A 23,820-nucleotide genomic window follows, 5' to 3' on the forward strand; every position below is an offset into this window, starting at 1 on the left:
TGGGCTCGGGGATGATCCGCGGCATCGGCCCGATCTACGCCAGCAAGCTGGTTGAGGCCTTTGGTGCGGAGGTGTTCGAGGTGATCGAGCAGGCGCCTGAGCGCCTGCGGGAGGTGCCCGGCATCGGCAAGGTGCGAGCGGGCCGTATCGCCCTGGCCTGGGCCGATCAGAAGGTGGTGCGCGAAATCATGGTGTTCCTGCACAGCCATGGCGTTGGCACGGCCCGGGCGGTGCGGATCTTCAAGACATATGGGAATGACGCCGTGCAGGTGATGGCGGAGAACCCCTACCGCCTGGCCCGCGACATCCGCGGCATCGGCTTCCGCACCGCCGATGCCATTGCGGCCAGGCTGGGGATTGAGCACACCGCAACCATTCGGCTGCGGGCGGGCATCAACTACGCCCTGCTGGAGGCCAGCGGCGAGGGGCACTGCGGCCTGCCTACCGCCGAGCTGCTCAAGTTGGCGGGTGAGCTGCTGGCGGTGGAGGGACCGGACGGCACTCGCGGACCGCTGGAGCCCGCCGTGATCCAGGCGGCCCTGGACCTGGAGCTGGCCGAGGGCGCCGTTGTCGCCGACAGCCTGGCGGGCGAGCCGGCCATCTTTCTGAGCCACCTGCACCGCGATGAACGCCGCATCGCGGAGGCCCTGCTGGAGCAGGTGCAGGGGGCACGGCCCTGGGGCGTCATTGATGCGGGTAAGGCGATCAGCTGGGTGGATCAACGCCTGGGCCTGCAGCTGGCGGCCAGTCAGAAAGCTGCGGTGGAGCAGGCCCTGGCCAGCAAACTGTTGGTGATCACGGGTGGGCCCGGCGTGGGCAAGACCACCTTGATCAACGCGATCCTGCAGATCCTGGCGGCCAAGAAGCTGCGCATCCAGCTCTGCGCCCCCACCGGCCGCGCCGCCAAGCGGATGGCAGAGGCCACCGGTCTGGAAGCCAAGACCATCCACCGGCTGCTGGAGTTCGACCCGGCCAGCTACGGCTTCCGGCGTGGCGCCGAGCTGCCTTTGGAGTGCGACCTGCTGGTGGTGGATGAGACCTCGATGGTGGACGTGCCGCTAATGGCCTCGCTGCTGGCCGCCATCCCGCCGGAGGCGGCGCTGCTGCTGGTGGGGGATGTGGACCAGCTGCCCTCGGTGGGTCCGGGTCAGGTGCTGGCCGATGTGATCGCCAGCGGGGCCGTGCCGGTGACGCGGCTCACCGAGGTGTTCCGCCAAGCGGCCAGTAGCCGCATCATCACCACCGCCCACGCCATCAACAGCGGCACCATCCCCGACCTGCGTGCTCCAGCTGACGGGGCGAGCAGCGATTTCTATTTCCTGCCGGCCGAAACGCCCGAGCAGGCGGTGGCCCTGATCCTCAAGGTGGTGGGCGAGCGCATCCCGGCCCGTTTTGGCTTCGATCCGGTGGGCGAGGTGCAGGTGCTCTGCCCGATGGCTCGCGGCGGTTGTGGCTCAAGGTCGCTGAACATCGAGCTGCAGCAGCTGCTCAATCCTGATCCCGCCGAGCAGGTGGAGCGCTTTGGGTGGCGGTTTGCGCCGGGCGACAAGGTGATGCAGATCGCTAACGACTACGAGAAGGAGGTGTTCAACGGCGATGTCGGCACCATCGATGCAATCGACAGCGACAACAGCGAACTGAGCGTGCTGTTCCCCGCCAGCGAGGCTGGTGTCGCCGGCAGCCGGGCGGTGATCTACGGCTGGGGAGAGCTCGACCATCTGGTGCCGGCCTACGCCTGCACGATCCACAAGAGCCAGGGCAGCGAATACCCGGCGGTGGTGATCCCGCTGCTCACGCAGCACTACGCGATGCTGCAGCGCAACCTGGTGTACACGGGCCTCACCCGCGGCAAGCAGCTGGTGGTGCTGGTGGGCCAGAAGAAGGCCCTGGCCATGGCGGTGAAGAACCACCTGGGCCGCAGGCGCTGCACCAAGTTGGCGGAGTGGCTCAGCGGCTCTTGATGCAGTAGTTGCCGGATGAATACCAGCCCAACGGGCAGGACTTGCCGGTTTTCTGAATCGCCTCGCGGTCATTGCTGGGGCTACTGACGCAGTAGTTGCCCGAGGAGTAGAAGCCCAACGGACAGCCCCCGCCCACCTTCTCAATGGCGCCGCGGGTGTTGCCACCGGAGCTGGGCACGCAGTAGCCACCGGAGATGTAGTAGCCGAGGGGGCACCCTCCCACTTTCGGCAGGGGCTGCACCGGCTGCTGAGCTAGGGCGCTGCCGGTGAAAAGCGTCCCGATGGCGAGGGCAAACAGCAGCGAAAGGGGAGCCATGGTGAGCTGGTTCAGAGCACCAGATTGGCGCCATTCCGCAGCCGGCGCAGTAGCCATGCAGGGGCTGCATTGAAAGGCTGCCCGTGCAAACTCCAGCGATGGCAAGCAAGGCTCTGCTGGTTGTAGCGGCATTGACGGCCCTGGCCTGGCCGCCTGGTGGAGCTGCCCAGGGAGTTATGGCCACGGTGCTGTCGATCGGTGACGGCGACACCATCCGCGTACGCCAAGCCGGCAAGGCCGTCACCGTGCGGCTGGCCTGCATCGATGCCCCTAAAACCGCCCAGAGTTTTTACGGCCAGCAGCCCGCACTGATCTGCAGCAATACCTCCCCCTCGGCCAGACCGGTCTTTACCGCCATTGAGTGGAGCGGCGCCATCATTGGGCGGCTCGGAAACATCAGGCCGCCCAGGGCGGAGCTGGGAAGACCGTCAGACAGTCCTCCACCACAAGGGTGTGGTCAGCCTGGCTGTCAACGCGAAAGCGTCCCCAGGTTGCCATCGGTTCAGTGCTGATCACTCGAAGCGGCCAGTCGAGGCGTTGACCGCCGTAGGTGAGCCCCACACAGGTGAGGCTGGCATCGTCGCCCAGTAGGCTCCAGAGCACGGAGAGTCTGCTGCGCTCGTAAGGCGCCGAAGCCAACTCCTCGGGGCAATCAGCGATCGAACCCGGCTGCAGGCTGAGGCGAAGGTCGCGCTCCCAGCTCAGAAAAGTGCCGTCGTGCGTGGGATAAAACCAGCAGGTGGCATTGCTCAGCTCGCTCAACGCCACGCGATCGAGGCACTGCAGGCTTGTGGGTTCCTCTGGTTCACCTTGGTAGACACCGAGCCAGTGGTGCTGTGGCTCGATCCGCAGGATCAGGGCATCACACAACATCTCGGTGCCATCGCTGCTGCGGCGCAGCTCACCAGTGAGGCGGCCATCGACAGGGAGCCCGCCCAGGTCGGGGTGATCGGCGCCCCGATTGAAGATCCGCAAGGAGAAACCGGAGGAGGGTCCTAAAGCCTGCGCCACCTGAAGATCCTCCAGTGAGGTGTTGGCTTCTGGCAGCAGCGTGGCCGGGGCTACCACGAAGATCAGCGGTGGGGTCATGGCGACAGAAGGTATTCAAGGCATTGGCCTTGGAGGGAGGCTCGATTACGGCGAGGATCCCTCCCTCACTCTGATTGGCGCCACTGGGTTCTGGGGGGCCAAGTCGGTGGCCCCTTAGCGAGGGAGCATCGGCGCCAGCGCTGGTTGGCTCAACCCCGGGACCCTGAGTTCACGCTGATGGGGATGGCGCGCAGCTCGCCGGCTTCCACTGAAGAGACACCAGCATCAGAGGCAGCGGATTCACTGAGGTCAACTAGCAACACAGGGATGATGCCAGCATCAAAGGAGAAACGACCGGGGCCGTTGAACAGCAGGGCGAGGCTGCCGCCGAGATAGAGGAGCACCAGCTCCAGCACATAAATGTTGAGGCCGGCGGTGGAGATGTGCTGATAGGCCGCCACCGTCATCGTGCCGCTCAGGGCCAGGGCACCCACGGGCGTGAGCAGGCCAAGGATCACAAGCCAGCTGCCGATCAGCTCCGAGAAGCCGGCGGCGTAGGCGAAGAACAGCGGGAAGGGCAGGTGCAGCGAGGCCACATAGGTGTTGGCGAACTGCTGGGGATCGGCGAGCTTCTCCTGGCCATGGTGAATCATCAGCCCGCCGATGCTCAGGCGCAATAGCAGCAGACCGATGGAAGCCAGCAAACCTGGGCGCTGCAGGTAGGCGCGGACGGCAGGCGCCACTGCTGCGAGCCCAGCCAGAGGTGCAGACCTAGAGGCGGGAATGTCAATCGCGACGAACCTGTTCATCGAGAAGAACCAAAGGGCGACACAGGCGGCCATGAAGCCGCCGAACAGTTCGAGCAGGGTGTACGTGGACATGGGGTGGGGTCGTTTTCAAAAATCATGGCAAGCTTCGTTAAGGAACGTGAAGCGCCACGGGCACCAATGCCATCCCGGTCACGGCGTGCCTTAAGGGCGGCGGCTCGGAGCCCCAGACCTCACGGACGCTCCGCCAGGCCGCCAGGATGTAACGAGTTTGTTACAAACCGATGACTACAGGCGAGCTGTTTCTTGAGAGCCTGAGCTCCGGGGTGATCACCCAGGTCGAGATCGACTGGCTGTTGAGCCAGCAAGATCACCTCCCCAGGTCTGAGCAGGCGGCGATTCAGCGGCTGGGCCGCTTGCTCGATCAAGGGCAGATCCAGCTGGGCTGCCGAGTCGCACCGCACCTGCAACGCACCGCCAGGAGCTGAACGAGTGGATCGAACCGCTGGTGAGGCGGCGCAGATCCTCCCTGGCCTGAACCGCCTGAAGCAAAACGGCACGACAGTGCGGAGATCCGCCAGGCTTGACGCTCGCACGTCCCATCTCTTGATTCAAAACTATCTGATATAGGAGATCCTGCAGCCCCGGCGAAAAGAGGAACTCGGCAAACACACTCCGATCCCACCACCGAGAGTGGCAAGACAGCAAGCATGAAACGCACTATCCCCTTGCAACTGTCTCGCAGCCTGCTTGAAGCCGCTCGAGTTTCAGCGTCGTTGCATCATCTTGAAAGAATACCCACCAGAAATAGACTGCTTATTGTCAGCAACCATCGCAGCCTGCTAGATGCTCCCCTGCTGATGTCGGCAATCAGTCGCCCCGTGCGATTCGTCTGTCACTATTACATGAGCCAGGTGCCGCTATTGCAGCAGGCAGTTGCGCTGATGGGTGCCTTTCCACTCGAGGCTGATCAGCGAACGCAGTCGTCGTTCTTTCAGCAGTCGGCCAGGTTTCTGCAAGCCAATGAGGTGGTGGGTGTGTTTCCTGAGGGTGCGGATCCGATGGTGAAGGTCAAACCCCCCCAGCAGCTCAGCCCGTTCCATAGGGGCTTTGCCCATCTTGCCCTGAGGGTGCCTGTGGATGGCCTGGCGATCCTGCCGGTTGCGATTGCTTCAAGGGAAGAAAAGCAGGGAAGGCTTGCTCCGCTTGCCTTGTTTCGGCGCTTCGATCCATCGGAAGCATTGTTTCAACGCGATGGCTGGCACTCTGCAATCCTTTATCGGCATGTTGATGTTTTCTTTGGCCATCCTCTGCTGATCGATGAGGGTTGGAAATCTCGGTACTGCGGCAGCAGTGGAGCTGCTCTAGCCCGAGAACTCACCCATGCCTGTTGGAGCCAGATCGCGGAAATGTTGGCCCAGTGAGACTGATCAGTCCTCCCAAACCATGAACACCACCCCCAAGTCCCTGCGGCTCATCGCTTGCACATCTGCAACACCGTCTCGGCCGCTGTTTGTCTTTTTGCCGGGCATGGATGGCAGTGGTGCGTTGCTTCAACCACAGGTTCCTGGACTCAGCAGTGGCTTTGACATTCGCTGCTTGTCCATTCCCCCAGACAACCTCAACGGTTGGGACGAGTTGACCGAGCAGGTCGCCGCTCTAATCCAGATTGAGCAGCAACGGCATCCTGGACGAATGACTACCGTTTGTGGTGAATCGTTTGGTGGTTGTTTGGCGTTGAAATTGTCCACGCGCTTTCCGAAGCTGTGTGATCAACTGATTCTGGTCAATCCCGCCTCATCAGCGCAGTGTCAACCCTGGATCGGTGCCTGTAGCTCTTTGACTCAGCTGCTGCCGGCACCGATTTACCAGCTCTCCACCTTAAGCCTGTGCAATCTGCTGATTCAATCCCATCGGGTCAGCAGGTCAACACGGCAGCAGCTGCTGACTGCCATGCAGGCTGTGAAGCCTCAAAGCGCTGCCTGGAGATTGGCATTGCTCCGACAGTTCCGCCTGGAGGATCTTTCCCTTGATCGCGTGCGTCAGCCTGTTTTAATCCTGGCCTCAGAAGCGGATCGACTCCTGCCTTCCCGAAGTGAAGCGAAGCGATTGTCACGCTTTCTTCCAAACACCACAATTGTTCACCTTCCGGATAGTGGGCATGCCTGCCTTCTGGAGGATCAACTCAATTTGTCTGCCATTCTCAAGTCGCAGGGTGTTTGTCCTGACCTATCGCTGTCCACGTTGCCGGTGAACGCGCCAGCCCAAGCGGCTGCAGCTCTCTGGTAGCACACTTGGTGTGGGTGAAGCCTGCGACACCAGTGGAGGGAACCGTGCGGGAAACCGGCCGCGCCTCGCATGCCCACCGCTTAACGTTTTGTAATACTGCCTAAGAATCATGCTGGATTCAGATCTCAGCCGCCTGTTCGTTGTTGAGACCCAGGCCAGAGCCATCGATGCCTGCAACGACGTGGCCGAGCTCAGACGCATCGCCAAAACACTGCTGACGGCCTGGCATCTGCAGACCGACATGACGCGGCGCTTTGGCGCCCAAGCGCTGGGCATCACTCCGCCATCGCCATGAGCCTGTCCACTCTGGCGGTAGGTCTGCTGGCCCTAAGTGACCCGGTGGGGTTGCTCAGCGTCGTGGGCCAAGCCGGTGCCGGGAGCGGTTCCCGTCTGCAGCGGATCAGTCGACTGGCGGTGCTCACTTACCTGGCTGTGTTGCTGGTGGCCTGCTGGTGGGGATCGGGCCTGCTTGGGCTATTTGGGATCAGCCTGCAGGCTTTCAGGGTTGCTGGTGGCCTGATCCTGCTGCCTTTGGGGCTGAGGTTGCTGGAGGGGCGGCCGGCGCTGCTGGGAAGTGCCTTGGCGGATGATCCGGCAGCGGCGATTGTGCCGATCGGGGTGCCGTTGATGGCAGGTCCCGGCACGATCTCACTGGTGGTTGCGGAAGCTCCCGACGCCTGGACCGGGCGACTGCTGGTGAGCCTGGTGATCTGCGCCATGGCTATGGGGCTTTACCTGTTCCTGCAGCTCACGCCGCGGCTGCGGGGCTGGCTTGGTCAGACCCGCGAACGGGTGCTGCAGCGCTTGATGGGTCTCTTGATCACTGCGGTGGCGGTGCAGATTCTGGTGAACGGGCTGAAGGGCTGTTTCCCTATCCTTGCTTGAGAGGGGCTCGGAAGGACTGAGAATGAGCCTGGCCAGTTCCTGATCTCTCCTCAACACCATGCCTGCTGAAGTGGTGATCGAGGGAACAACGCTGCGATTGGCAAGACCCAGCGATGTCGCCGTTGTGCGGCGTGTTGCGGCCCATTTCCAGCGCCGCATCGCTGAGGACGACTGGCGCCCCTACCGGAGCAGAGCGGATGCGGTGCGGGCCTGGACCCGGCTGGGGGGCATCCGCCTCCAAGTGATGCAGGCGCTGAGTCTGCTGAGCGAGTCGTGAACGTTCGCTGCATCGCAGACACCAGCCGCACCCGATCTCGCAGGTGGTGCTGCACGGCCCCAGTGATGGAGCAACCCAGAGAAGGCGCTAGCTCCACGGGCACGCACGCAGGACAGCAGCCTGGCGGGCAGGACACTGCTGATGGCAGTGAGTAGCAGCGGCACCGGCAACCGGATCATGACCAGCCCCGACTGCCTCAGAGCCGCTGTTGCTCACCGCCGCAAACTGCCTGTGATGGGGCGACCAGCAGAGCGAGCACCAGCCCAGATCGGACCGGGAGCTGCGCACCGCCCAGCCGGCTACCGGGTGATGGTGAGCCCCAGAACCATGACTGACACCACGACACCCCTCCCAGCAATGGGCTCGCGCTGCTGGCGCGATCTGATCAGCCCCGAGACCGGAGCCAAAGTGCTCAGCCTTGCGGCCGAGACGCCCAAGGAGGATCCGATGGTGGAATTAACCTACGACGAAGGCGGCAGCGGCTAGTGGCCGCCCTCGAGCTGCTGGCGCAGCGCGGCGATGGCCTTCTTCTGATCCCGCATCACCGACATGGCGCTGATCTCCAGCCGCTCCGCCGCGGCCGAGAGGTCTCCCTCGAAGTCAAAACCACCGATCGCTAAGGCCGTTCTGTGACCGAAGTGATCAGTGACACCAACATCAACCTAGTGCTGGTGGAAGACGGCCAGGCCTTTGCTTATGGAAGCAGGCCCCAGTAGGAAGCTCCGCACAAGCCGGCGGACTCTGGGGTCCGCCGGCTCGTGCGCTCCAGGGCAAGGTTCAGCGGAGTTCTCGGCGACTAACCGGCCAACGTGGTTGTCGCCTGGTGCCGATCAGAGGAACTTAGTGCTGGCAATGGCTCGGACTGATGGGTAGCTCAGTTTTCGTGTCGCCTCCAGCGTCATCGCCCCCCGGTTGTCGCCGGCGACAACCGGGGGGCGATCAGTTCCCCTAACCGGCCAACTTGATTGACGCCAATCGGCCAAGGGGCTTGACGCGGGACAGATGTTGTCGATCTCTCCGGTGTTGCTGGAGTTCAGTTCCCACCAGCTTGAAGTGGCGGAAACCCTGATTCAGGTGGGTCACTTTGTGGTGATCTTCATCGCCGCTCGGGCCATCGCCGAAGTGATGGTGCGGCTGCAGCTGCCCACCATCCTTGGGGAGTTGGTGGCTGGGGTGTTGATCGGGATCTCGGGCCTGCATCTGATCGTGCCGCCAGAAACCCAGGCCCAGCTCAGTGCCGGAGTTGCCGGCCTGCTGGCCTCCCTGGCTCAGATCAGTCCTGAGGCGGCGCGCGAGGTCTACAGCGAAACCTTCCCCAACCTGCAGGCGGTGTCACAGCTGGGGCTGTTTGCTCTGTTGTTTCTCACGGGCTTGGAGAGCGAGCTCGATGAGCTGGTGGCTGTGGGCGTTCAGGCCACCACGGTGGCTGTGGCTGGTGTGGTGCTGCCCTTTGCCCTGGGTACGGCTGGCCTCTATTTCCTCTTTCATGTGCCGCTGATTCCAGCGGTGTTTGCTGGTGCCGCCATGACGGCCACCTCGATCGGCATCACCGCCAGCGTGTTTGGCGAGTTGAAGTGGCTCAAGAGGCGCGAGGGCCAGATCGTGATCGGTGCCGCTGTGCTCGACGACATCATCGGCATCGTGATCCTGGCGGTGGTGGTGGCGATCGTGGGCGGTGGCGCCTTCAGCCTGGGCCCGGTGTTGAAGTTGTGTCTGGCGGCGGTGGCATTTGTGGCGGTGGCCCTGGTGCTGAGCCGCAAGGCCGCACCCGCCTTCGACTGGGTGGTGGATCAGCTCAAGGCGCCCGGCGATGTGGCCGTGGCCAGCTTTTTGGTGCTCACCGTGTGCTGCTTTGCCGCCCAGGCCATTGGCTTGGAGGCGGCCCTGGGGGCCTTCGCCGCTGGCTTGATCCTGAGCGCCTCGAAGCACACCCACGACATCGATGCGGCGGTGAAGCCCCTGGTGGCCCTGTTTGCCACCGTGTTTTTTGTGCTGATTGGCACCGGCCTGGATCTTTCGGTGCTCAACCCCTTCGATCCGGCCAATCGGGAGGGCCTGATCGTGGCCGCGTTCCTGCTGGTGGTGGCCATGGCCGGCAAGGTGGCCGCCGGCTGGAGCTACCTCAGCACGGAACCCACCAACCGCCTGGTGGTGGGGCTGGGCATGATGCCCCGCGGCGAAGTGGGCTTGATTTTTCTGGGCCTTGGCAGCCAGGCCGGCATCCTCACCCCCGCCCTGGAGGCCGCCATCCTGCTGATGGTGATTGGCACCACTTTCTTGGCGCCGATCCTGCTGCGGATTGTGATTCCCAGCGAGCCTGGCGAGGGCGGAAGTCTCCAGTCAGAGCAGCCAGCCTGACCCTGTGCCCCTGACACCCCCCCGCATGCGCTCGATTCGGAGCGCAGGTGTGGCGTTGGCGCGGAGTCATGGCACCCTTAGGCCTCGCCTTCCCTGTCGCTCGTGCGGCACGGCCACAGAGCTAACCGCTGCAGACATCTGGGGCTGCGTCGCCTGGGGCGATCAGACGAAGCGCATCAGATGGCGCGGCCCCGCCGCGATGGACTCTCGGCCGCTGATCCGGGTCATGGCCCGTGGTGCAATCCCTGAGAGCAATCAGCCGACGCTGCCGTGCCCGGGAGCCCACTGGTGGATCAGTTGTTCGAGGCGCACGAGCTGGTAGCGGGTCTGCTCGTTGGGCTGCTCGGAGTAGGCGCTGCGCAGGCTGTTGAGTTCAGCGTCGAGAGAGAGCAACACGGGATGGTTGTCGTTCACGGACTGGTCCCTAAACCAATTGCCTAAATCTTAAGCCTTCCTTTAGCGGCGGGCTTGTGAAACCGCTGTATGTGCTCAGCCGCTGACGCCGGAGGCGTGGGGAAGGGGTCCGTTTTGGTCGGAGCGGAAGCTGAGGGGCATGGCCTGAGCGTGCTGCTGAAGCAGCTCCAGCAGCCGCTCAAACACCTTGCGGGTGTGGGGAGCGGTGGCGCCCATCGCTTCGCGGCTGAGCAGCACCAGCTCCAGCTCCTTGCCGTCGGCTTTCGATTGCACATCGGCAAACAGCTGCATTCGCTGGCTTTCGCCGCCTCCGCGGATCATGGCGCTGAGGTGGGCCGGGGTGCGGTGCTCGATCTCGGCATTCAGGGCCTCAAGCACCGGATGGAGGGCCCCAAGCATCGCCTCTGGCGCCATGGCAGGGCTGGGTTTGAGCACCACCAGAAAACGGGCCACAACCACTCCCTTTGTAGTGAACGCTACTTGTTGCGACCGGCGCCAACGGCTTGGTCGGGGTCGAGCGGTAGGCCCTTGATAGCGAGGGCCAACCGCCGCGCCAGCAGCAGCAGTGGATAGGTGCGGCGGGCCCGCTGCGGCGTTGCCAGCAGGGGACCCAGCAGCTGGAGCAGGGAGGTGCTGGGGTGCAGCCGGCTGCAGATCCACTGAATCGCTTCAGCGCCGTGCAGCACCCGCCCTTCAGCGAGCACCACCGCTCCCTGGCTCAGGTCCCAGCCCTGCTGACGCAGTTGCCGGCGCAGAGCGTGGTCGCTGCGCCCATCCCGGATCGTCAGCCCCGCGATGCCACTGCGCAGTTCGCTCAGTTCGGCGAAGTGGCGGCAGAAGGGGCAGCCGCCGTCAAACACCAGCACCGGTTGCTCTGATGCCAGTTGCACAGATGCCGTTTGCAGAGACGCCGGGTGGTCAGCCATCGGCTGCAGTCTTGGGGATCGCTGTCATCCTGAAGGCAACGCAGGCTTCGTTGGTGTCGATGCCCCGATCGGGCCCTGAATCCATTGCTGTCATCGGTGCCGGGGTTGCGGGCTGTGCGTTGGCAGCCCAGCTGCGGCGGCTGGGCCATCGCGGCTCAGTGAGCCTCTGGGAGACCGGTCGCGGGCCCGGCGGGCGGGCCAGCACCCGTCGTTCCCGCCACGATGCCGCGCTGCGCATCGACCACGGTGCGCCGCTGCTCAACATCACTGGAGAGACCGATCCGCTGTTGCTCCAGCCCCTGCTGGCCGGCGGTTGGCTTGAGCCCTGGTCGGGGGTGATCGCCCAGTTGCAGGGGGAATCAACCCTCAAGTTGGGTCAGGCCGATGCCCTGGGGCTGGGACAGCTCTACCGGGGGGCCGGTGGCATGGATCATCTGGGCCAGGGTTTGCTCCACCTCGCCGGCGAGAACGTCGATGCCCACTACGGCACCCTCGTGCGCCACCTCAGCATCGAGGACGGTGTCTGGCAGTTGTGGGGCCGCGAGCGGGAGCTGCTGGGCCAGGCCCACTGGCTGGTGCTGAGCAGCACCTTGCTGGCCCACCCCCGCAGCCGCATGATCTTCGGCTGGGATGACGTGCCCCTGAAGCAGGCGGTGGCCCCGCTGGCGGATCTGCAGCTCGACCACGCCCTCACCTTGATCGCCGGCATCCGCACCGAGGCCCGCAGCAACCTGCTGGTGATGTTGGATGCCGTGGCAGCAGGCCCCTGGCGGGCTTTGCCTTTCGGCCTGCTCCATTTGGACGCGGCGGCCCAGCAGCACTGGGGGCTGCAGCGGATCACCGTTCAGCCCCTGGCTGACGGACGCTGTGCCGTGGTGGCCCATTCCACCCATGCCTTTGCCGCCGACCACCTTGATGTGTACGGCACCCATTCCGCCGTGGCCCGCATGCTGAAGTTGCCCCCGGATGAAGGCCGCGAAGACATCGTGGTGGCGGCCCTCACCACCGCCTTGGAGCAGGTGATGGGCCTCTGGTTGCCTCGGCTTGATTTGGGCCAAACCGACCGCCAGCTGATGCGCTGGGGTGCCGCCTTCCCCCTGGCGCCGGGGCTGCCCTCAGAGCTGATGTTCTGCCCCCGCAGCCGGGTGGGCTTCTGCGGCGACTTCATCGCCGGTGTCGGTTTTGGGCGCATCGAAGGGGCCCTGCGCAGCGGTGAGCTGCTGGCCCATGAGCTGTTGGCCTTCACTTGAGCGGGGCTGTTTGATGGCGACGGCTGTTTCATTTCAGACGGCTGTTTCATTTCAATTGATGCAGCGTTGCGACAGTTCCCCCGGACGGTGACCGATGTGATTGCCGCGTCTGGTCCGGGGGGGTTATTAGTTGGAGCAGAGACGTCCTTTGCGTCTTGGAGTGCCATGCGGCCGGTTCCCCCACCCACTGCCGCCTGTTCCGACCGGCATGCTCTGCCCCGGCGGTGGCGGCAATTGCCTGTGGCTCCCGCGCAGCAGCTGGATGTGGTCAACCAGGCAGCCCGCTATTTCGCCCATCACTTTTCTGAAAACATCGAACTCGAGGTGATGGCCAGCTCGATCGGGGTGAGTGCCGAGTGGCTTGATCTCTGTTTTGACCACTGCCGAGGCAAGACACCGTTTCAGGCGTTGCAGCACTTTCGCCTCAGCCGCCTGTTTGAGGGCATTGCCGAACATCCCCAATCCACCCTCCAACAGCAGGTGCATCGCTGCGGTCTGGCTTCGGTGATGGCGGCCAACCGGCTGTTTGAGGAGTTGTTTGGTATTGGTCTGGCCCCCTTCCGCCGGGTCTGCCGTCGTGCGGCCGCCGATCGGCTGCTGCTCCATCGCTGCCCCTGACCTCGTGAGTGGCCTCTTGAGTGCTCTGGCCCTGGTGTCGTGCCTGGGGCTGGGGGTGATGCTGGCGTTGTTGGAGCGCACCTTCCGCACGGCGCCGGTGCTGCAAGCGGCTCCTGCCGGCGCTGGCGGCTTGGAAGCCCCCCTGTCTGGCCAAAAGCCCACCTCCTGCACCGTGGTGGTGCCGGCCTACAACGAGGCCGACAACATCGGCGACTGCGTCACGGCGATCCTCGCCAGTGAGGACCCATGCCCGCGCTGGTCGTTGCTGGTGGTGGATGACGACTCCAGCGATGCCACCGCTGAGCTGGCCCGGGCCGCGGCGGCGGGAAATCCCGGCTTTGTCCTGCTGCAGGCCGGCGCCCGGCCGGCCGGTGAGCGCTGGGTGGGCAAAAACTGGGCCTGTCACCGGGCCAGTGAGCAGCTCGACAGCGATTGGGTGGTGTTCATCGATGCCGACGTGCGGGTGGAGCCCGGGGCCCTGCGGGCTGCCCTGGCGGATGCGCAGGCCCATGGGGCCGACCTGCTCACCCTGGCGCCGCGCCTGCGCTGCGGTTGCTTGGCGGAGTGGCTGGTGCAGCCGATCATCGCCAGCCTGCTGGGCCTGGGCTTCCCGATCGCGCGGGCCAACGATCCTGCCGATCCCCTGGCTTTTGCGGCGGGGCCGTTTCTGCTCTTCTGCACCCAGGCTTACCGCGCCGTGGGTGGCCATGCCGCCGTGGCTGGCGAGGTGGTGGAAGACCTTGCCCTGGCGCGGGCGATCAAGGGTCAGGGGTTCCGGCTGCGCTACCTGCTGGGCCTCGATTGGCTGACCCTGCGGATGTACGGGGATTTCGCCAGTCTGTGGGAGGGCTGGACCAAAAACTGGCTGCTGGGCCTCGACCGCGACGTGCTCAAGGCGCTGGGGGCCGGCGCCGTTGTGGTGCAGCTTTACGCCATTCCCTGGCTGCTGCTGCCCCCAGCCCTGTGGCTGGTCTGGCAGGGCCCTGCTCCACTGGCGCTCCTGCCGCTGGTGCTGGCGTTGCTGGGCATTGCCCTGCAGCTGGCGATCCGGCTGTGGACCCGCCGTCGCTTCGCGACCCCGCTCGACTGGTGGTGGCTGGCCGGCTTGGGCGGGCTGGTGATCGGCGCCATCGCTCCGGTGTCAGTGATCAAGACCCTCAGCGGCCGGGGCTGGACCTGGCGGGGGCGCTCCTTGCAGAGCCCGGGTTAGGGCCATACGTTGAGGGCACAGCGCCATCGGGGTTGCCCCAGGGATGCAGAGCCCATTTGGCGATTGGTTGCCCGAGGTGGTGGTGTTCCACCCCACCCGCTTTGAGGAGGCGCAGTGGATCGTGCACCACGTGCGCGAGCGCAAGACCGTGGTGGTGCATGCCGGGGCGATGGAGCGCAGCGAGGCCCAGCGCTTGATCGACTTTGTGGCCGGGGGGGTGAGCGCCATCGATGGTCAGGCCGAATGCCTCGATCCGCTCACCTTCATCTTTGTGCCAGAGATCGTGGCCCTGCGTCGCGATCCTGGCGGCCCCGATCCTGAGCGCAACCTGCGCTGAGCAAGTTCCGGTGCCGCAGGCTGCAGCGTTCTGCCTCCTAGGCTTAGCGATTGCTCAGGAGAGGGCTTGGTTCCCCGTCTACGTCGCGTTCTATACGCCTTCGGCCCTGTTCTGATCATTGCCAGTCACTTCGGCTGCCTGCTGCTCCTCTGGACCGGGCTCAGCGTCGGGGCAGCCCTCTGGGGCTTGGGTCTTTACCTGGTGCGCATGCTCGCCACCACGGCGATTTACCACCGCCTGATCACCCATGCCAGCTATCGCGCCGCCCGACCGGTGGTCTGGATCGGGGCCGCGGTGGCGGCCTCGGCTGGTCAGATGGGGCCGAGCTGGTGGAAGGCCCATCACCAGGAGCACCACCGCCACGTCGATACGGCCGCCGATCCCCACACCCCCCTGGCGCCCTCGGCGGGATGGCGAGGCCTGTGGCGCTCCCAGGTGGGGTGGTTGCTGAGCTCCAGCTTCTTTCCGGCCAGCCTGCCGGCCGACGTGGAGGCGGATCCAGTGCTGCGACTGATCGATCGGCTCCATTTCGTGCCGGCACTGTTGTTGGCTGGCCTGTCCTGGCAACTGGGGGGTCTGCCTTGGCTGGCAGCCTTCTGCCTCAGCACCACGGTGCTGTTCCACGGTGTGGCCAGTGTCAATTCCCTGGCCCACCTGCTCGGGGATCAGCCCTTTGCCACCGGTGATGCCAGCCGCAACAACGGCTTTGTGGCGCTGATCACGCTCGGTGAGGGTTGGCACAATCTCCACCATGCCTTCCAGGCGTCAGTGCGCCAGGGCATCACCCTGCACGCTGGTCGCCCACGGCTGCTGATCGATCCCACCTACCGCTTCATTCGCCTGCTGGAGCGTTGTGGTTGGGCCTGGGATCTGCGCGTGCCGAGTCAACGTGCCCTACTGGCCCGCGCCGCTGACTGAGTCAGATGGCTCCGGCCACCAGGCTCAGCTGCAGCCAGCAGCCGCCTGGGGCCAGCTTCTCGACCACCATGCTCTGGAGGTGGTCGTTGGCCGCCAGGTGGGCAAAGGTGTCGGCGTCATCGCGGGTGTTGAAACGGGCCGCCTGCACCTGCAGCGGCACACTCTGCTCGCGCTCGACGACAGCGCGAACGCGATAACGACCCGAAGCGATGGGATCATCCATGAGGCAATTCTGAGTCCCTTTAGCTGGAATCGCGACGGCCTTTAGGGTTTTCGCGACATTGCGAGCGAGGTGCCACAGAACGATCGCTTAGCGGGTGGGGACTTGGCGCCCCTTCCAGTTGATTGAGCCTCGCTCCAGGTTGAGAATCGCCAGCAGGAACACCCCGAGGAAAAACAGCACCGGCACGGGGAACACCAGGTTGATCCAGCCAAAGGTGCCAAGGCGTCGGGTGATCACCAGCAGCTGCAGGGCATAACCGACGTAGACCAGCAGGTTGGGGGCCAGGGCGGGATCGCCCACCATGGGCCAGTGCAGGACGGCAGCAGGCAGGCACCAGGCGGCCCAGAACAGCCCTGAGAGCCACAGGAGCACCCCGACCATCCAGGGCCAGCGCACCTCGCCGGCTGCGGTGGCGAAGTTCTTGTCGAAGCCCACCACCATGTCGCTCAGGCCGCCCGGATACATGCGGTAAGCCAGGCTGCCGTGGCCGAGAAACGCGCTCACCGGCAAGCCGGCGGCCTCGTAACGATGGGCGAGGAACCAGTCCTCCACCACTTTCCCGGCCACCGAGGCATGGCCGCCGATGCGCCCATAATCGCTGCGGCTGGTCACCATTGCTGGCCCAAAGGCCACCCCCACCCGCGGCCCCAGGGGCACCGCCATCAGCCCCACCAGGTTGAACAGCACCGACAGTTGCTCGTAGGGCTGTTCAGTGCGGTGAAACGGCTGCACCGACACCAACCCGCCGTACTGCTGGTGGTTGGCCACCAGCTGGGCCAGAAACGTGGGGCGGGGCTCGGTGTCGGCATCGAGGAACACCAACAGATCTCCCTGGCTGCGGTTGGCCCCCTGTTGCAAGGCCCAGGTTTTGCTGCACCAGCCTTGCGGCAGCGGTGCCGAAGCCAGCACCGTGACGCCGGCGGCGTGGGCGATGGCGGCGTGGGCGATGGCGGCGTGGGCGATGGCGGCGGTGTCGTCGCTGGAGTGGTCGTCAATGACGATCACCTCGAGGGGGTGCAGGCTTTGGGCGGCTAGGGCTGCCAGCAGCTGGGGCAGGGTGAGTGCCTCATTGCGAGCGGGGATCAGAACCGACACCCGGGGCTGCCCTATGGGCGTGAATTCGGGTAGGGCCGGCATGCGCAGGCACAGAAACCAGCCCAGCAGCCAGCGCACCAGCAGGGAAATGGCCAGGAGATCGGGGGAGGGCATGGCATTCAGGGAGGCTCGCTCATGGGCGCAGCAGCTCGGCCACCAGGGGCTCCAGGGCCGCCGGATGGCGCATCAGCTGCTGGTGGGTGCGCACAGGTAACGCCTCGCGCGGCCCAACCGGCAGAACGGCTCGCCAGCCCGGCAGCACCATCAGGTCACGGCTGCAGTAGTAGCTGTGGCACTCCACGTCACGGAGGCCGTCGAGGTTTTGGTTGAGTTGGCTCAGCAATGGGCTGCCCCACTTCATGTCGGCGATGCTGGCCAGCAGCCAGCGGGGCCAGGGCTGGGCCGTGAGCGTGCCCCGCTGCGGACTGCCCACGCTGATGAAGCGACGGGTGCGGCGATGGCCGCCCAGCAGCTGGATCCAGGTGCGACCGATGACCCCACCCATCGAGAAGCCCAGCAGGTCGATGGGGGTGTCGGGGCCGAAGGCGGCTTCGATGTGGCTGCCGAGCTGGCTGGCCAGTTGGGGGATCGGTGTACTGCCGAGCCCATGGGGCAGGTGGGGGATGAGCAGGGGCGTCCGCCGATCGCCCAGGGTCTGCTGGAGGCGATGGAACAGCCTGGGGCTATCCCACAGCCCGTGCACCAGCACCAGAGGGGGGTGGGTAGCCATGCTCCAAGGCTAGGAAGCTTCCAGGCTCAGCATCAAAAAACCGCCCCCTGGGGAGCGGTTGGGATATCAGCGTTGGGATCCGGACGAAACCCGAATCCTGCAAAAAAGGTGAGCTGAATAGGTGAGCTGAAGCTCAGTAACGGCCGCCGCCGCCACCGCCGTAGCCGCCGCCACCACCACCACCACCACCGCCATAGCCGCCGCCGCCGCCGCCGCCGCCGCCGAAATCGCGGCGACCGCCACCACCACCACCGCCACTGCCGCGGGGCTCGGCCTTGTTGACGCGGATGGCGCGACCCATCCACTCGACGTCCTGAAGATCGTCGATGGCCTTGGTTTCCTCAGCCTCGTTGGCCATCTCGACGAAGGCGAAACCGCGCTTGCGGCCGGTGTCGCGGTCGAGGGGAAGGCTGCACTTGCTCACCTGTCCGTATTGGCTGAACAGGTGCTGGACATCTTCCGCTTCTGCATCGAAGGAAAGATTGCCGACGTAAATGGTCATGAACTCAGAAACTATGAATCGATCCTTCGACGGCCCAACAGAAAGTGGTCAGCTCGCTAGAGAGAAATCTTTGAATCATCAACAATCCTACAGCGTTCGAGGCCAGGCCACCGAATCCTCGAATCTTGGCTAGGCATGTAGGGCTCCACGCCCTGCCCTGCCATGTCGAAAGCTCAGCTCACCGCCTTCATGGTCAAGGTGGACGCCGATGCGGCCCTCAAGGCCCGGGTCGACGCGGCCGGCAGTGTTGATGCCGTTGTGGCGATTGCCCTGGAGCAGGGGCATGTCTTTTCCCCGGCGTCCTGGAGCCGCGCCCAACGGGCCTGACAAGCCAACCGGCCGTTAGTTGGTCATCACGTCCACGCTTTTGAGGGCGGGGCCCAGTAGCCGGCCGAAGGCCTCGAGTTGAGGCTGACTGCCCAACACCACCAGCGTCTGGCCCGGTGCCAGGCGGGTGTCACTGCTGGGGTTGGCGATCAGCTCGGGTTCTTCGGGGCTGTAAGTCGCCCCGCGGTATTGGCGGGTGGCCCCATCCTCGCTGCGTCGGGGGGGCACGATCGCCAGCACAAGGGCGCCGGTGCGGGCACCGAGTTGGAGGTCGGCCAGGGAGGCCCCATTGAGGGGCCCCAGGTCAGCAGCATCACTGCTGAGCAGAAACTCCTCCACCTCGCAGCCTGAGCCCGCCAGCAGATCCATGAAGCTCACGGCCAGGGGGCGCAGGGCCTTGGCTGCCATGGTGCGGCCACCACTCACAAAAGGGCTGACCACCTGGTCGGCGCCGGCGAGGCGCAGCTTGCGCTCAGCTTCTTCACTGTCGGAGCGGGCGATCAGGCGGCAGTTGGGCGCGATGCCGCGGGCGCTGAGCACCACGTAGAGGTTGGAGGCGTTGTTGGGCAGGGCTGCCACCAGCGCCCGGCAGCGGTGGATGCCTGCCTCCAGCAGCGTTTCGTCCAAGGTGGCGTCGGCCATCAGCACTGGAAGCCCACGCTCTTCGGCGGCTTCCCGCCGCTCGGCGTCCATCTCCACCACCAGCATGGGAACGTTCTCCCTGGTGAGCTGTTCGGCGATCTCGTGGCCGATGCGGCCGTAGCCGCAGAGGATCACATGGTTGTGCATGGATTGCAGCCAGCGGCGGAAACGGCGCTCGCGCAGGCGCCGGAAGTACCCGGATTCAGACAGCCCCAACACGCCCTGGATGCTGATCTGCACCACCACCAGGCCGCCCAGGATGAGCAGGGTGGTAACCAGGCGCCCGTTGGCGCTGAGGATCTGGGTGTGGCCATCACTGAAGCCCAGGGTGCTGAGGGTGATCAGCACCATCCAGTAGCTGTCCCCCCAGTCCCAGCCTTCGCTGAGGCGGTAGCCGAGGGCGCCAGCGTTGACCAGCAGAGCCAGGGCAAGGGGCGCCCGCCAGGGTTTGCGGTTGCGCGTGGAGGGTGGTCTTTGGGTGGCGTAAAGCCAGGGACGCTTGGGCATGGGATCTGGACCCGGTGCTCCAGATCACTCGGCTCAGGGTACGGGCAGTGTCCTGTTGCCGTCTGGTTGATCCCGAACATTTGGTGACGTTGTCCACCGAACGGCGGACGTCTCCGTTAACCCTGAAAGGTTCTTTCCGCAGCACGCCTGGATGGGCGCATCTTCGGTTGTTGATGATCGGCATCCCTCCCTGCTCAAGGAGAGCGGGCAACGGGAGGTGTTCTGCGGCCTCACCTCGATCGTGTGGCTGCATCGGCGCATGCCGGATGCTTTTTTTCTGGTGGTGGGCTCACGCACCTGCGCTCACCTGATCCAGAGCGCCGCCGGCGTGATGATCTTCGCCGAACCCCGCTTCGGCACTGCGATTCTGGGGGAGCGGGATCTGGCCGGCCTGGCCGATGCCAATGAGGAGCTTGACCGGCTCGTGACGGATCTGCTGGTGCGGCGCCCGGAGATTCGCACCCTGTTTCTGGTGGGCAGTTGCCCCAGCGAGGTGATCAAGCTCGATCTGGCCAAGGCTGCCGAGCGGCTCAACACCCAGCTGGCCGGTCGGGTGAAGGTGCTCAATTACAGCGGCAGCGGCATCGAAACCACCTTCACTCAAGGGGAAGACAAGGCCCTGTTGGCGATGGTGCCGCTGATGCCCAGCAGCGATGTTGATCAGCTGCTGATCGTGGGCACCCTGGCCGATGCGGTGGAGGACCGGCTGGTGCAGCTGTTTGGCCGCCTGGGGATTCCCGTGGTCACGAGCCTGCCGCCGCGGCGCTCCACCGAGTTGCCCCCGATCGGCCCGGGCACCCGGGTGCTGTTGGCCCAGCCGTTTCTCTCGGATACGGCGCGCGCCCTGGTGAACCGGGGGGCGCGGCTGTTGGCGGCCCCCTATCCCTTCGGGGTGGAGGGCAGCCGGGCCTGGATGGCAGCGGGCGCGGAGGCCTTCGGTGTGGCGCCGGCCCAGGTGGCCGCTGTGTTGGATCCGCTGGTGGAGCGGGGTCGCCGCGCCATCGCTCCCCACCGGGAGCTGTTGGCGGGTAAACGGCTCTTCCTGCTGCCCGATTCCCAGCTGGAGCTCTCGTTGGCGCGCTTCCTGCAGCGCGAATGCGGCATGGAGCTGGTGGAGGTGGGCACGCCCTACCTGGATCGCCAGCTGCTGGATGCCGAGCTGGCCTTGCTGCCGGAGGGCACCCGCATCAGTGAAGGCCAGGACGTGGAGCGCCAGCTGGAGCGGGTGCGTGCGGCGCGGCCCGACCTGGTGGTGTGCGGCCTTGGCCTGGCCAACCCCCTGGAGGCCGAAGGGATTGCCACCAAGTGGTCGATCGAGCTGGTGTTCAGCCCCATTCACGGCTGCGACCAGGCCGGGGATCTGGCCGAGCTGTTTGCCCGTTCCCTGCGCCGTCGCGCCGCCCTGTCGTTTGCCTGAGCGCCGGCTGCATCCCGCCGCCGCCGCCGCCCCCTCCTGTTCTTCCCTCCCATGGAACTCACCCTCTGGACCTACGAAGGCCCGCCCCATGTGGGCGCCATGCGCATCGCCACATCGATGGAGGGAGTGCACTACGTGTTGCATGCCCCCCAGGGCGACACCTACGCCGACCTGCTGTTCACGATGATCGAGCGGCGCGACAAGCGCCCGCCTGTCACCTACACCACCTTCCAGGCCCGCGACCTGGGCGGCGACACCGCCGAGTTGGTGAAGCGCTCGATCAGCGAAGCGGTGGCGCGCTTCCAGCCGGAGGCCCTGCTGGTGGGCGAGAGCTGCACCGCCGAGCTGATCCAAGACCAACCAGGCGCTCTGGCAGGCGGCATGGACCTGGGCGGCATTCCGGTGGTGAATCTCGAGCTGCCCGCCTATTCCAAAAAAGAGAACTGGGGGGCCGCTGAAACCCTCTATCAACTGGTGCGGGGCCTGCTGAAGGCCCAGCTGCCCTCGCCTGGCTTTGCCAAGCCCTCGCCCCAGCGCTGGCGTGACGAGGGCCGGCGGCCGCGGGTGAATCTGCTGGGGCCGTCGCTGCTCGGTTTTCGCTGTCGTGACGACGTGCGCGAAATCACGGCCCTGCTGGCGGAGTACGGCGTCGAGGTGGCCGTGGTGGCGCCCCTGGGCGCCCGCCCCGCCGATTTGCAGCGCATCCCCACGGCCGACGCCAACGTGTGCCTTTATCCCGAGGTGGCGGGTTCGGTGTGCAGCTGGCTGGAGCGCAGCTTCGGCATGGCCACGGTGCGCACCGTGCCGATCGGCATCGGCGCCACCGCCAGTTTCCTGCGGGAGTTGCACCAGCTGCTGGGCCTGGAGCTTCCCGCTGCGCTGCAGCCTGGAGCCGATGGCACCTGCGCCGCCGAACGGCGCTCGCGGCTGCCCTGGTATTCGCGCTCGGTGGATTCCACCTATCTCACCGGCAAGCGGGTGTTCATCTTTGGCGATGCCACCCACGCCATCGCGGCGGCCCGGATCGCCAGCCGGGAGCTGGGCTTCCAGGTGGTGGGTTTGGGCAGCTACAGCCGCGAGCAGGCCCGAGAGCTGCGGGCCGCAGCCGCCGAGCTGGGCCTCGAGGCCCTGATCAGCGACGACTACCTCGCTGTAGAGGCGGCCATGGCGGCGGCAGCGCCGGAGCTGGTGCTCGGCACCCAGATGGAGCGCCACAGCGCCAAGCGCCTCGGCATCCCCTGCGCGGTGATCAGCGCGCCGCTGCACGTGCAGGACGTGCCGGCCCGCTATTCCCCCCAGATGGGCTGGGAGGGGGCCAACGTGATATTCGATGCCTGGGTGCACCCGCTGATGATGGGGTTGGAGGAGCACCTGATCGGCATGTTCCGGCACGATTTTGAATTCGTGGATGGTCACCTCAGCCACCTGGAGGGGGCCAGCGCCCCCACCCGGCCGGCTGAGGCCGAACCCGCCCGTGACCAGGCCGCGGCGACGCCGGTTGCAACCGCGCTTCCCGGCCATGGTGAGCTGGTGTGGAGCCCAGACGGTGAGGCGGAGCTGGCCAAGATCCCCTTCTTCGTGCGGGGCAAGGTGCGCAAGAACACCGAGGCCTATGCCCGCGAGCGTGGGTTGGAGGTGATCGACAGCGAAGCCCTTTATGAGGCGAAGGCCCACTTCAGCTCCTGAATCATTTCGAATCGAGGCAATCTCCGGCTCAATCTCTGCCGTGAACTCAGCCTGGGGGCGGCTTGCCCGGATTTAGGTACTTTCACCCATGCGCATGTGTGTGGATCCGCATGAATCTGGCTGGGATGTTTCGCTTTGCGCGCCTGGCCCTCGGTGGGCATCCCGCCAGCGTTTGGATGGCTGAAGCCTGTTCCTTGCGTTGGGGTTGACCTGGCGCTTTCCCCTATATGACAATCACCCTGACGCCTCCCCAGCTCTCACGCCCCGATGGTGAGGGCAGTGTTCAGGTGCATCAAGACGCCGCGATGGCGATCGAAGAGGGAGCCCTGGTCCTTGCCGTGTATGGCAAGGGCGGCATCGGCAAATCCACCACGTCGTCCAACCTGTCGGCGGCCTTCTCGAAGCTGGGCAAGCGGGTGCTGCAGATCGGTTGCGATCCCAAGCACGACAGCACCTTCACGCTCACCAAGAAGATGGTGCCCACCGTGATCGATATTCTTGAAACCGTTGATTTTCATACTGAAGAATTGCGGCCCGAAGACTTCGTGTTTGAGGGCTACAACGGTGTGATGTGTGTGGAGTCTGGCGGCCCACCAGCAGGCACGGGCTGTGGCGGTTACGTCACCGGCCAGACGGTGAAACTGCTCAAAGAGCATCACCTGCTCGAAGACACCGACGTGGTGATCTTTGATGTGTTGGGAGATGTGGTGTGCGGCGGCTTTGCTGCGCCGCTGCAGCATGCCCACTACTGCCTGATCGTGACGGCCAACGATTTCGACTCCATCTTCGCGATGAACCGGATCATGCAGGCCATCAATGCCAAGGCCAAGAATTACAAGGTGCGCCTTGGCGGTGTGATCGCTAACCGCTCCGAGGAGACCGACGAAATCGACAAGTTCAATGCCCGCACAGGCCTGCGCACCATGGCCCACTTCAAGACTGTGGATGCGATTCGCAAATCCCGTCTGAAGAAGTGCACCATCTTCGAGATGGAAAGCACACCGGAAGTGGAAGCGGTCCAGCAGGAGTATCTCAACCTCGCTCAGCGGATGCTCGACGATGTCGAACCCCTGGAGGCCGAATCGCTGAAGGATCGCGAGATCTTCGACCTGCTCGGTTTCGATTGAACCCAGGTC

General features: G+C 65.1%; 29 protein-coding genes. 18 read left to right on the forward strand and 11 right to left on the reverse strand.

Translation table 11 applies throughout. The annotated features are described in order from the left end of the window. The coding region (locus tag CJZ78_RS11020; RefSeq protein ID WP_094561414.1) for an ATP-dependent RecD-like DNA helicase at nt 1-1,961 on the forward strand (1,961 nt) is incomplete at its 5' end. Here CJZ78_RS11020 and CJZ78_RS11025 read toward each other — a convergent pair. From CJZ78_RS11025 to CJZ78_RS11040, 3 genes are all read right to left on the reverse strand, one after another. Then, nucleotides 1,948-2,277: a hypothetical protein gene (locus CJZ78_RS11025; RefSeq protein ID WP_094561415.1), complete on the reverse strand. Its 330-nt coding sequence runs from the start codon at nt 2,275-2,277 to the stop codon at nt 1,948-1,950. The two genes, CJZ78_RS11020 and CJZ78_RS11025, sit on opposite strands and share 14 nt — an antisense overlap. Nucleotides 2,278-2,673: 396 nt before the next feature. Further along, a complete protein-coding gene (locus CJZ78_RS11035) occupies nt 2,674-3,366 on the reverse strand; it encodes a hypothetical protein (RefSeq protein ID WP_094561378.1) in 693 nt (230 codons plus the stop codon). A 149-nt stretch (nt 3,367-3,515) separates the two neighbouring features. Continuing rightward, the gene (locus CJZ78_RS11040; protein ID WP_094561379.1) at nt 3,516-4,187 is read right to left on the reverse strand and encodes a DoxX family protein; all 672 of its coding nucleotides are present in this window, start codon (nt 4,185-4,187) and stop codon (nt 3,516-3,518) included. A gap of 170 nt (nt 4,188-4,357) precedes the next feature. On the opposite strand from CJZ78_RS11040, the gene CJZ78_RS11045 reads away from it, so the two are divergent. From CJZ78_RS11045 to CJZ78_RS11075, 8 genes are all read left to right on the forward strand, one after another. Further along, nucleotides 4,358-4,561 (forward strand): hypothetical protein, encoded by a 204-nt coding sequence (locus CJZ78_RS11045; RefSeq protein ID WP_369802056.1) that lies wholly within the window; start codon nt 4,358-4,360, stop codon nt 4,559-4,561. 240 nt (nt 4,562-4,801) lie between these two features. Beyond that, nucleotides 4,802-5,497, forward strand: a complete 696-nt coding sequence (locus CJZ78_RS11050) for a lysophospholipid acyltransferase family protein (protein ID WP_233128715.1) — start codon at nt 4,802-4,804, stop codon at nt 5,495-5,497. 22 nt (nt 5,498-5,519) lie between these two features. Further along, nucleotides 5,520-6,362 (forward strand): alpha/beta fold hydrolase, encoded by an 843-nt coding sequence (locus CJZ78_RS11055; protein ID WP_094561381.1) that lies wholly within the window; start codon nt 5,520-5,522, stop codon nt 6,360-6,362. A gap of 109 nt (nt 6,363-6,471) precedes the next feature. Next, nucleotides 6,472-6,657 carry a hypothetical protein gene (locus CJZ78_RS11060; RefSeq protein WP_094561382.1) on the forward strand — a complete coding sequence of 62 codons (186 nt, stop codon included), beginning with the start codon at nt 6,472-6,474 and terminating at the stop codon, nt 6,655-6,657. Further along, on the forward strand, nt 6,654-7,247 hold the full coding sequence (locus CJZ78_RS11065; RefSeq protein ID WP_094561383.1) for a MarC family protein: 594 nt from the start codon (nt 6,654-6,656) through the stop codon (nt 7,245-7,247). The genes CJZ78_RS11060 and CJZ78_RS11065 overlap by 4 nt, the downstream gene beginning before the upstream one ends. Before the next feature lie 58 nt (nt 7,248-7,305). Then, nucleotides 7,306-7,524, forward strand: a complete 219-nt coding sequence (locus CJZ78_RS11070) for a hypothetical protein (RefSeq protein ID WP_094561384.1) — start codon at nt 7,306-7,308, stop codon at nt 7,522-7,524. 327 nt (nt 7,525-7,851) lie between these two features. After that, nucleotides 7,852-8,010 (forward strand): hypothetical protein, encoded by a 159-nt coding sequence (locus CJZ78_RS14070; RefSeq protein ID WP_158217072.1) that lies wholly within the window; start codon nt 7,852-7,854, stop codon nt 8,008-8,010. Nucleotides 8,011-8,526: 516 nt separating this feature from the next. Continuing rightward, nucleotides 8,527-9,882: a cation:proton antiporter gene (locus CJZ78_RS11075; protein WP_094561385.1), complete on the forward strand. Its 1,356-nt coding sequence runs from the start codon at nt 8,527-8,529 to the stop codon at nt 9,880-9,882. A 255-nt stretch (nt 9,883-10,137) separates the two neighbouring features. Here CJZ78_RS11075 and CJZ78_RS14225 read toward each other — a convergent pair whose 3' ends face one another. From CJZ78_RS14225 to CJZ78_RS11085, 3 genes are all read right to left on the reverse strand, one after another. Next, nucleotides 10,138-10,296, reverse strand: a complete 159-nt coding sequence (locus tag CJZ78_RS14225) for a hypothetical protein (RefSeq protein ID WP_198953890.1) — start codon at nt 10,294-10,296, stop codon at nt 10,138-10,140. A 75-nt stretch (nt 10,297-10,371) separates the two neighbouring features. Continuing rightward, complete coding sequence (locus tag CJZ78_RS11080; protein ID WP_094561386.1) at nt 10,372-10,755, reverse strand: hypothetical protein; 384 nt, start codon at nt 10,753-10,755, stop codon at nt 10,372-10,374. A gap of 17 nt (nt 10,756-10,772) precedes the next feature. Then, on the reverse strand, nt 10,773-11,222 hold the full coding sequence (locus CJZ78_RS11085) for a DCC1-like thiol-disulfide oxidoreductase family protein (protein ID WP_094561387.1): 450 nt from the start codon (nt 11,220-11,222) through the stop codon (nt 10,773-10,775). 59 nt (nt 11,223-11,281) lie between these two features. Here CJZ78_RS11085 and CJZ78_RS11090 point away from each other — a divergent pair, with 59 nt between their 5' ends. The 5 genes from CJZ78_RS11090 to CJZ78_RS11110 all read left to right on the forward strand — a co-directional run bounded on the left by CJZ78_RS11090 (nt 11,282) and on the right by CJZ78_RS11110 (nt 15,555). After that, nucleotides 11,282-12,472, forward strand: a complete 1,191-nt coding sequence (locus tag CJZ78_RS11090) for an NAD(P)-binding protein (protein WP_094561388.1) — start codon at nt 11,282-11,284, stop codon at nt 12,470-12,472. Between the two features lie 234 nt (nt 12,473-12,706). Further along, complete coding sequence (locus CJZ78_RS11095; protein ID WP_158217073.1) at nt 12,707-13,090, forward strand: hypothetical protein; 384 nt, start codon at nt 12,707-12,709, stop codon at nt 13,088-13,090. A 4-nt stretch (nt 13,091-13,094) separates the two neighbouring features. Further along, the gene (locus CJZ78_RS11100; RefSeq protein ID WP_369802057.1) at nt 13,095-14,300 is read left to right on the forward strand and encodes a glycosyltransferase family 2 protein; all 1,206 of its coding nucleotides are present in this window, start codon (nt 13,095-13,097) and stop codon (nt 14,298-14,300) included. A 43-nt stretch (nt 14,301-14,343) separates the two neighbouring features. After that, on the forward strand, nt 14,344-14,637 hold the full coding sequence (locus CJZ78_RS11105) for a cell division protein SepF (RefSeq protein ID WP_094561390.1): 294 nt from the start codon (nt 14,344-14,346) through the stop codon (nt 14,635-14,637). Between the two features lie 66 nt (nt 14,638-14,703). Then, nucleotides 14,704-15,555, forward strand: coding sequence for an acyl-CoA desaturase (locus CJZ78_RS11110; protein WP_094561391.1), 852 nt, complete (start codon nt 14,704-14,706; stop codon nt 15,553-15,555). A 1-nt stretch (nt 15,556) separates the two neighbouring features. Here CJZ78_RS11110 and CJZ78_RS11115 read toward each other — a convergent pair whose 3' ends face one another. The 4 genes from CJZ78_RS11115 to CJZ78_RS11130 form a co-directional block, all read right to left on the reverse strand. Continuing rightward, complete coding sequence (locus CJZ78_RS11115) at nt 15,557-15,778, reverse strand: hypothetical protein (RefSeq protein ID WP_094561392.1); 222 nt, start codon at nt 15,776-15,778, stop codon at nt 15,557-15,559. An 87-nt stretch (nt 15,779-15,865) separates the two neighbouring features. After that, nucleotides 15,866-16,987, reverse strand: coding sequence for a glycosyltransferase family 2 protein (locus tag CJZ78_RS11120; protein ID WP_094561393.1), 1,122 nt, complete (start codon nt 16,985-16,987; stop codon nt 15,866-15,868). Nucleotides 16,988-17,006: 19 nt separating this feature from the next. After that, entirely contained in the window at nt 17,007-17,603 is a 597-nt protein-coding gene (locus CJZ78_RS11125; RefSeq protein WP_094561394.1) for a triacylglycerol lipase, read from the reverse strand. Between the two features lie 133 nt (nt 17,604-17,736). After that, the gene (locus CJZ78_RS11130) at nt 17,737-18,105 is read right to left on the reverse strand and encodes an RNA-binding protein (RefSeq protein WP_094561395.1); all 369 of its coding nucleotides are present in this window, start codon (nt 18,103-18,105) and stop codon (nt 17,737-17,739) included. Nucleotides 18,106-18,267: 162 nt separating this feature from the next. Between CJZ78_RS11130 and CJZ78_RS11135 the strand changes: the two genes are divergently transcribed. Continuing rightward, a complete protein-coding gene (locus CJZ78_RS11135; RefSeq protein WP_094561396.1) occupies nt 18,268-18,432 on the forward strand; it encodes a Nif11-like leader peptide family natural product precursor in 165 nt (54 codons plus the stop codon). Between the two features lie 15 nt (nt 18,433-18,447). Here the strand turns inward: CJZ78_RS11135 and CJZ78_RS11140 are convergent, their stop codons facing one another. After that, nucleotides 18,448-19,581 (reverse strand): TrkA family potassium uptake protein, encoded by a 1,134-nt coding sequence (locus CJZ78_RS11140; protein ID WP_094561397.1) that lies wholly within the window; start codon nt 19,579-19,581, stop codon nt 18,448-18,450. A gap of 151 nt (nt 19,582-19,732) precedes the next feature. Here CJZ78_RS11140 and CJZ78_RS11145 point away from each other — a divergent pair, with 151 nt between their 5' ends. The 3 genes from CJZ78_RS11145 (at nt 19,733) to bchL (ending at nt 23,811) form a co-directional block, all read left to right on the forward strand. Then, nucleotides 19,733-20,998, forward strand: coding sequence for a ferredoxin:protochlorophyllide reductase (ATP-dependent) subunit N (locus CJZ78_RS11145; protein ID WP_094561398.1), 1,266 nt, complete (start codon nt 19,733-19,735; stop codon nt 20,996-20,998). A 51-nt stretch (nt 20,999-21,049) separates the two neighbouring features. Beyond that, on the forward strand, nt 21,050-22,684 hold the full coding sequence (locus CJZ78_RS11150) for a ferredoxin:protochlorophyllide reductase (ATP-dependent) subunit B (protein WP_094561399.1): 1,635 nt from the start codon (nt 21,050-21,052) through the stop codon (nt 22,682-22,684). Between the two features lie 227 nt (nt 22,685-22,911). After that, entirely contained in the window at nt 22,912-23,811 is a 900-nt protein-coding gene (gene bchL / locus CJZ78_RS11155) for a ferredoxin:protochlorophyllide reductase (ATP-dependent) iron-sulfur ATP-binding protein (protein WP_094561400.1), read from the forward strand. Nucleotides 23,812-23,820: the final 9 nt, after the last annotated feature.

The sequence above is a fragment of the Synechococcus sp. 8F6 genome (assembly GCF_002252665.1).
Lineage (GTDB): Bacteria > Cyanobacteriota > Cyanobacteriia > PCC-6307 > Cyanobiaceae > Cyanobium_A.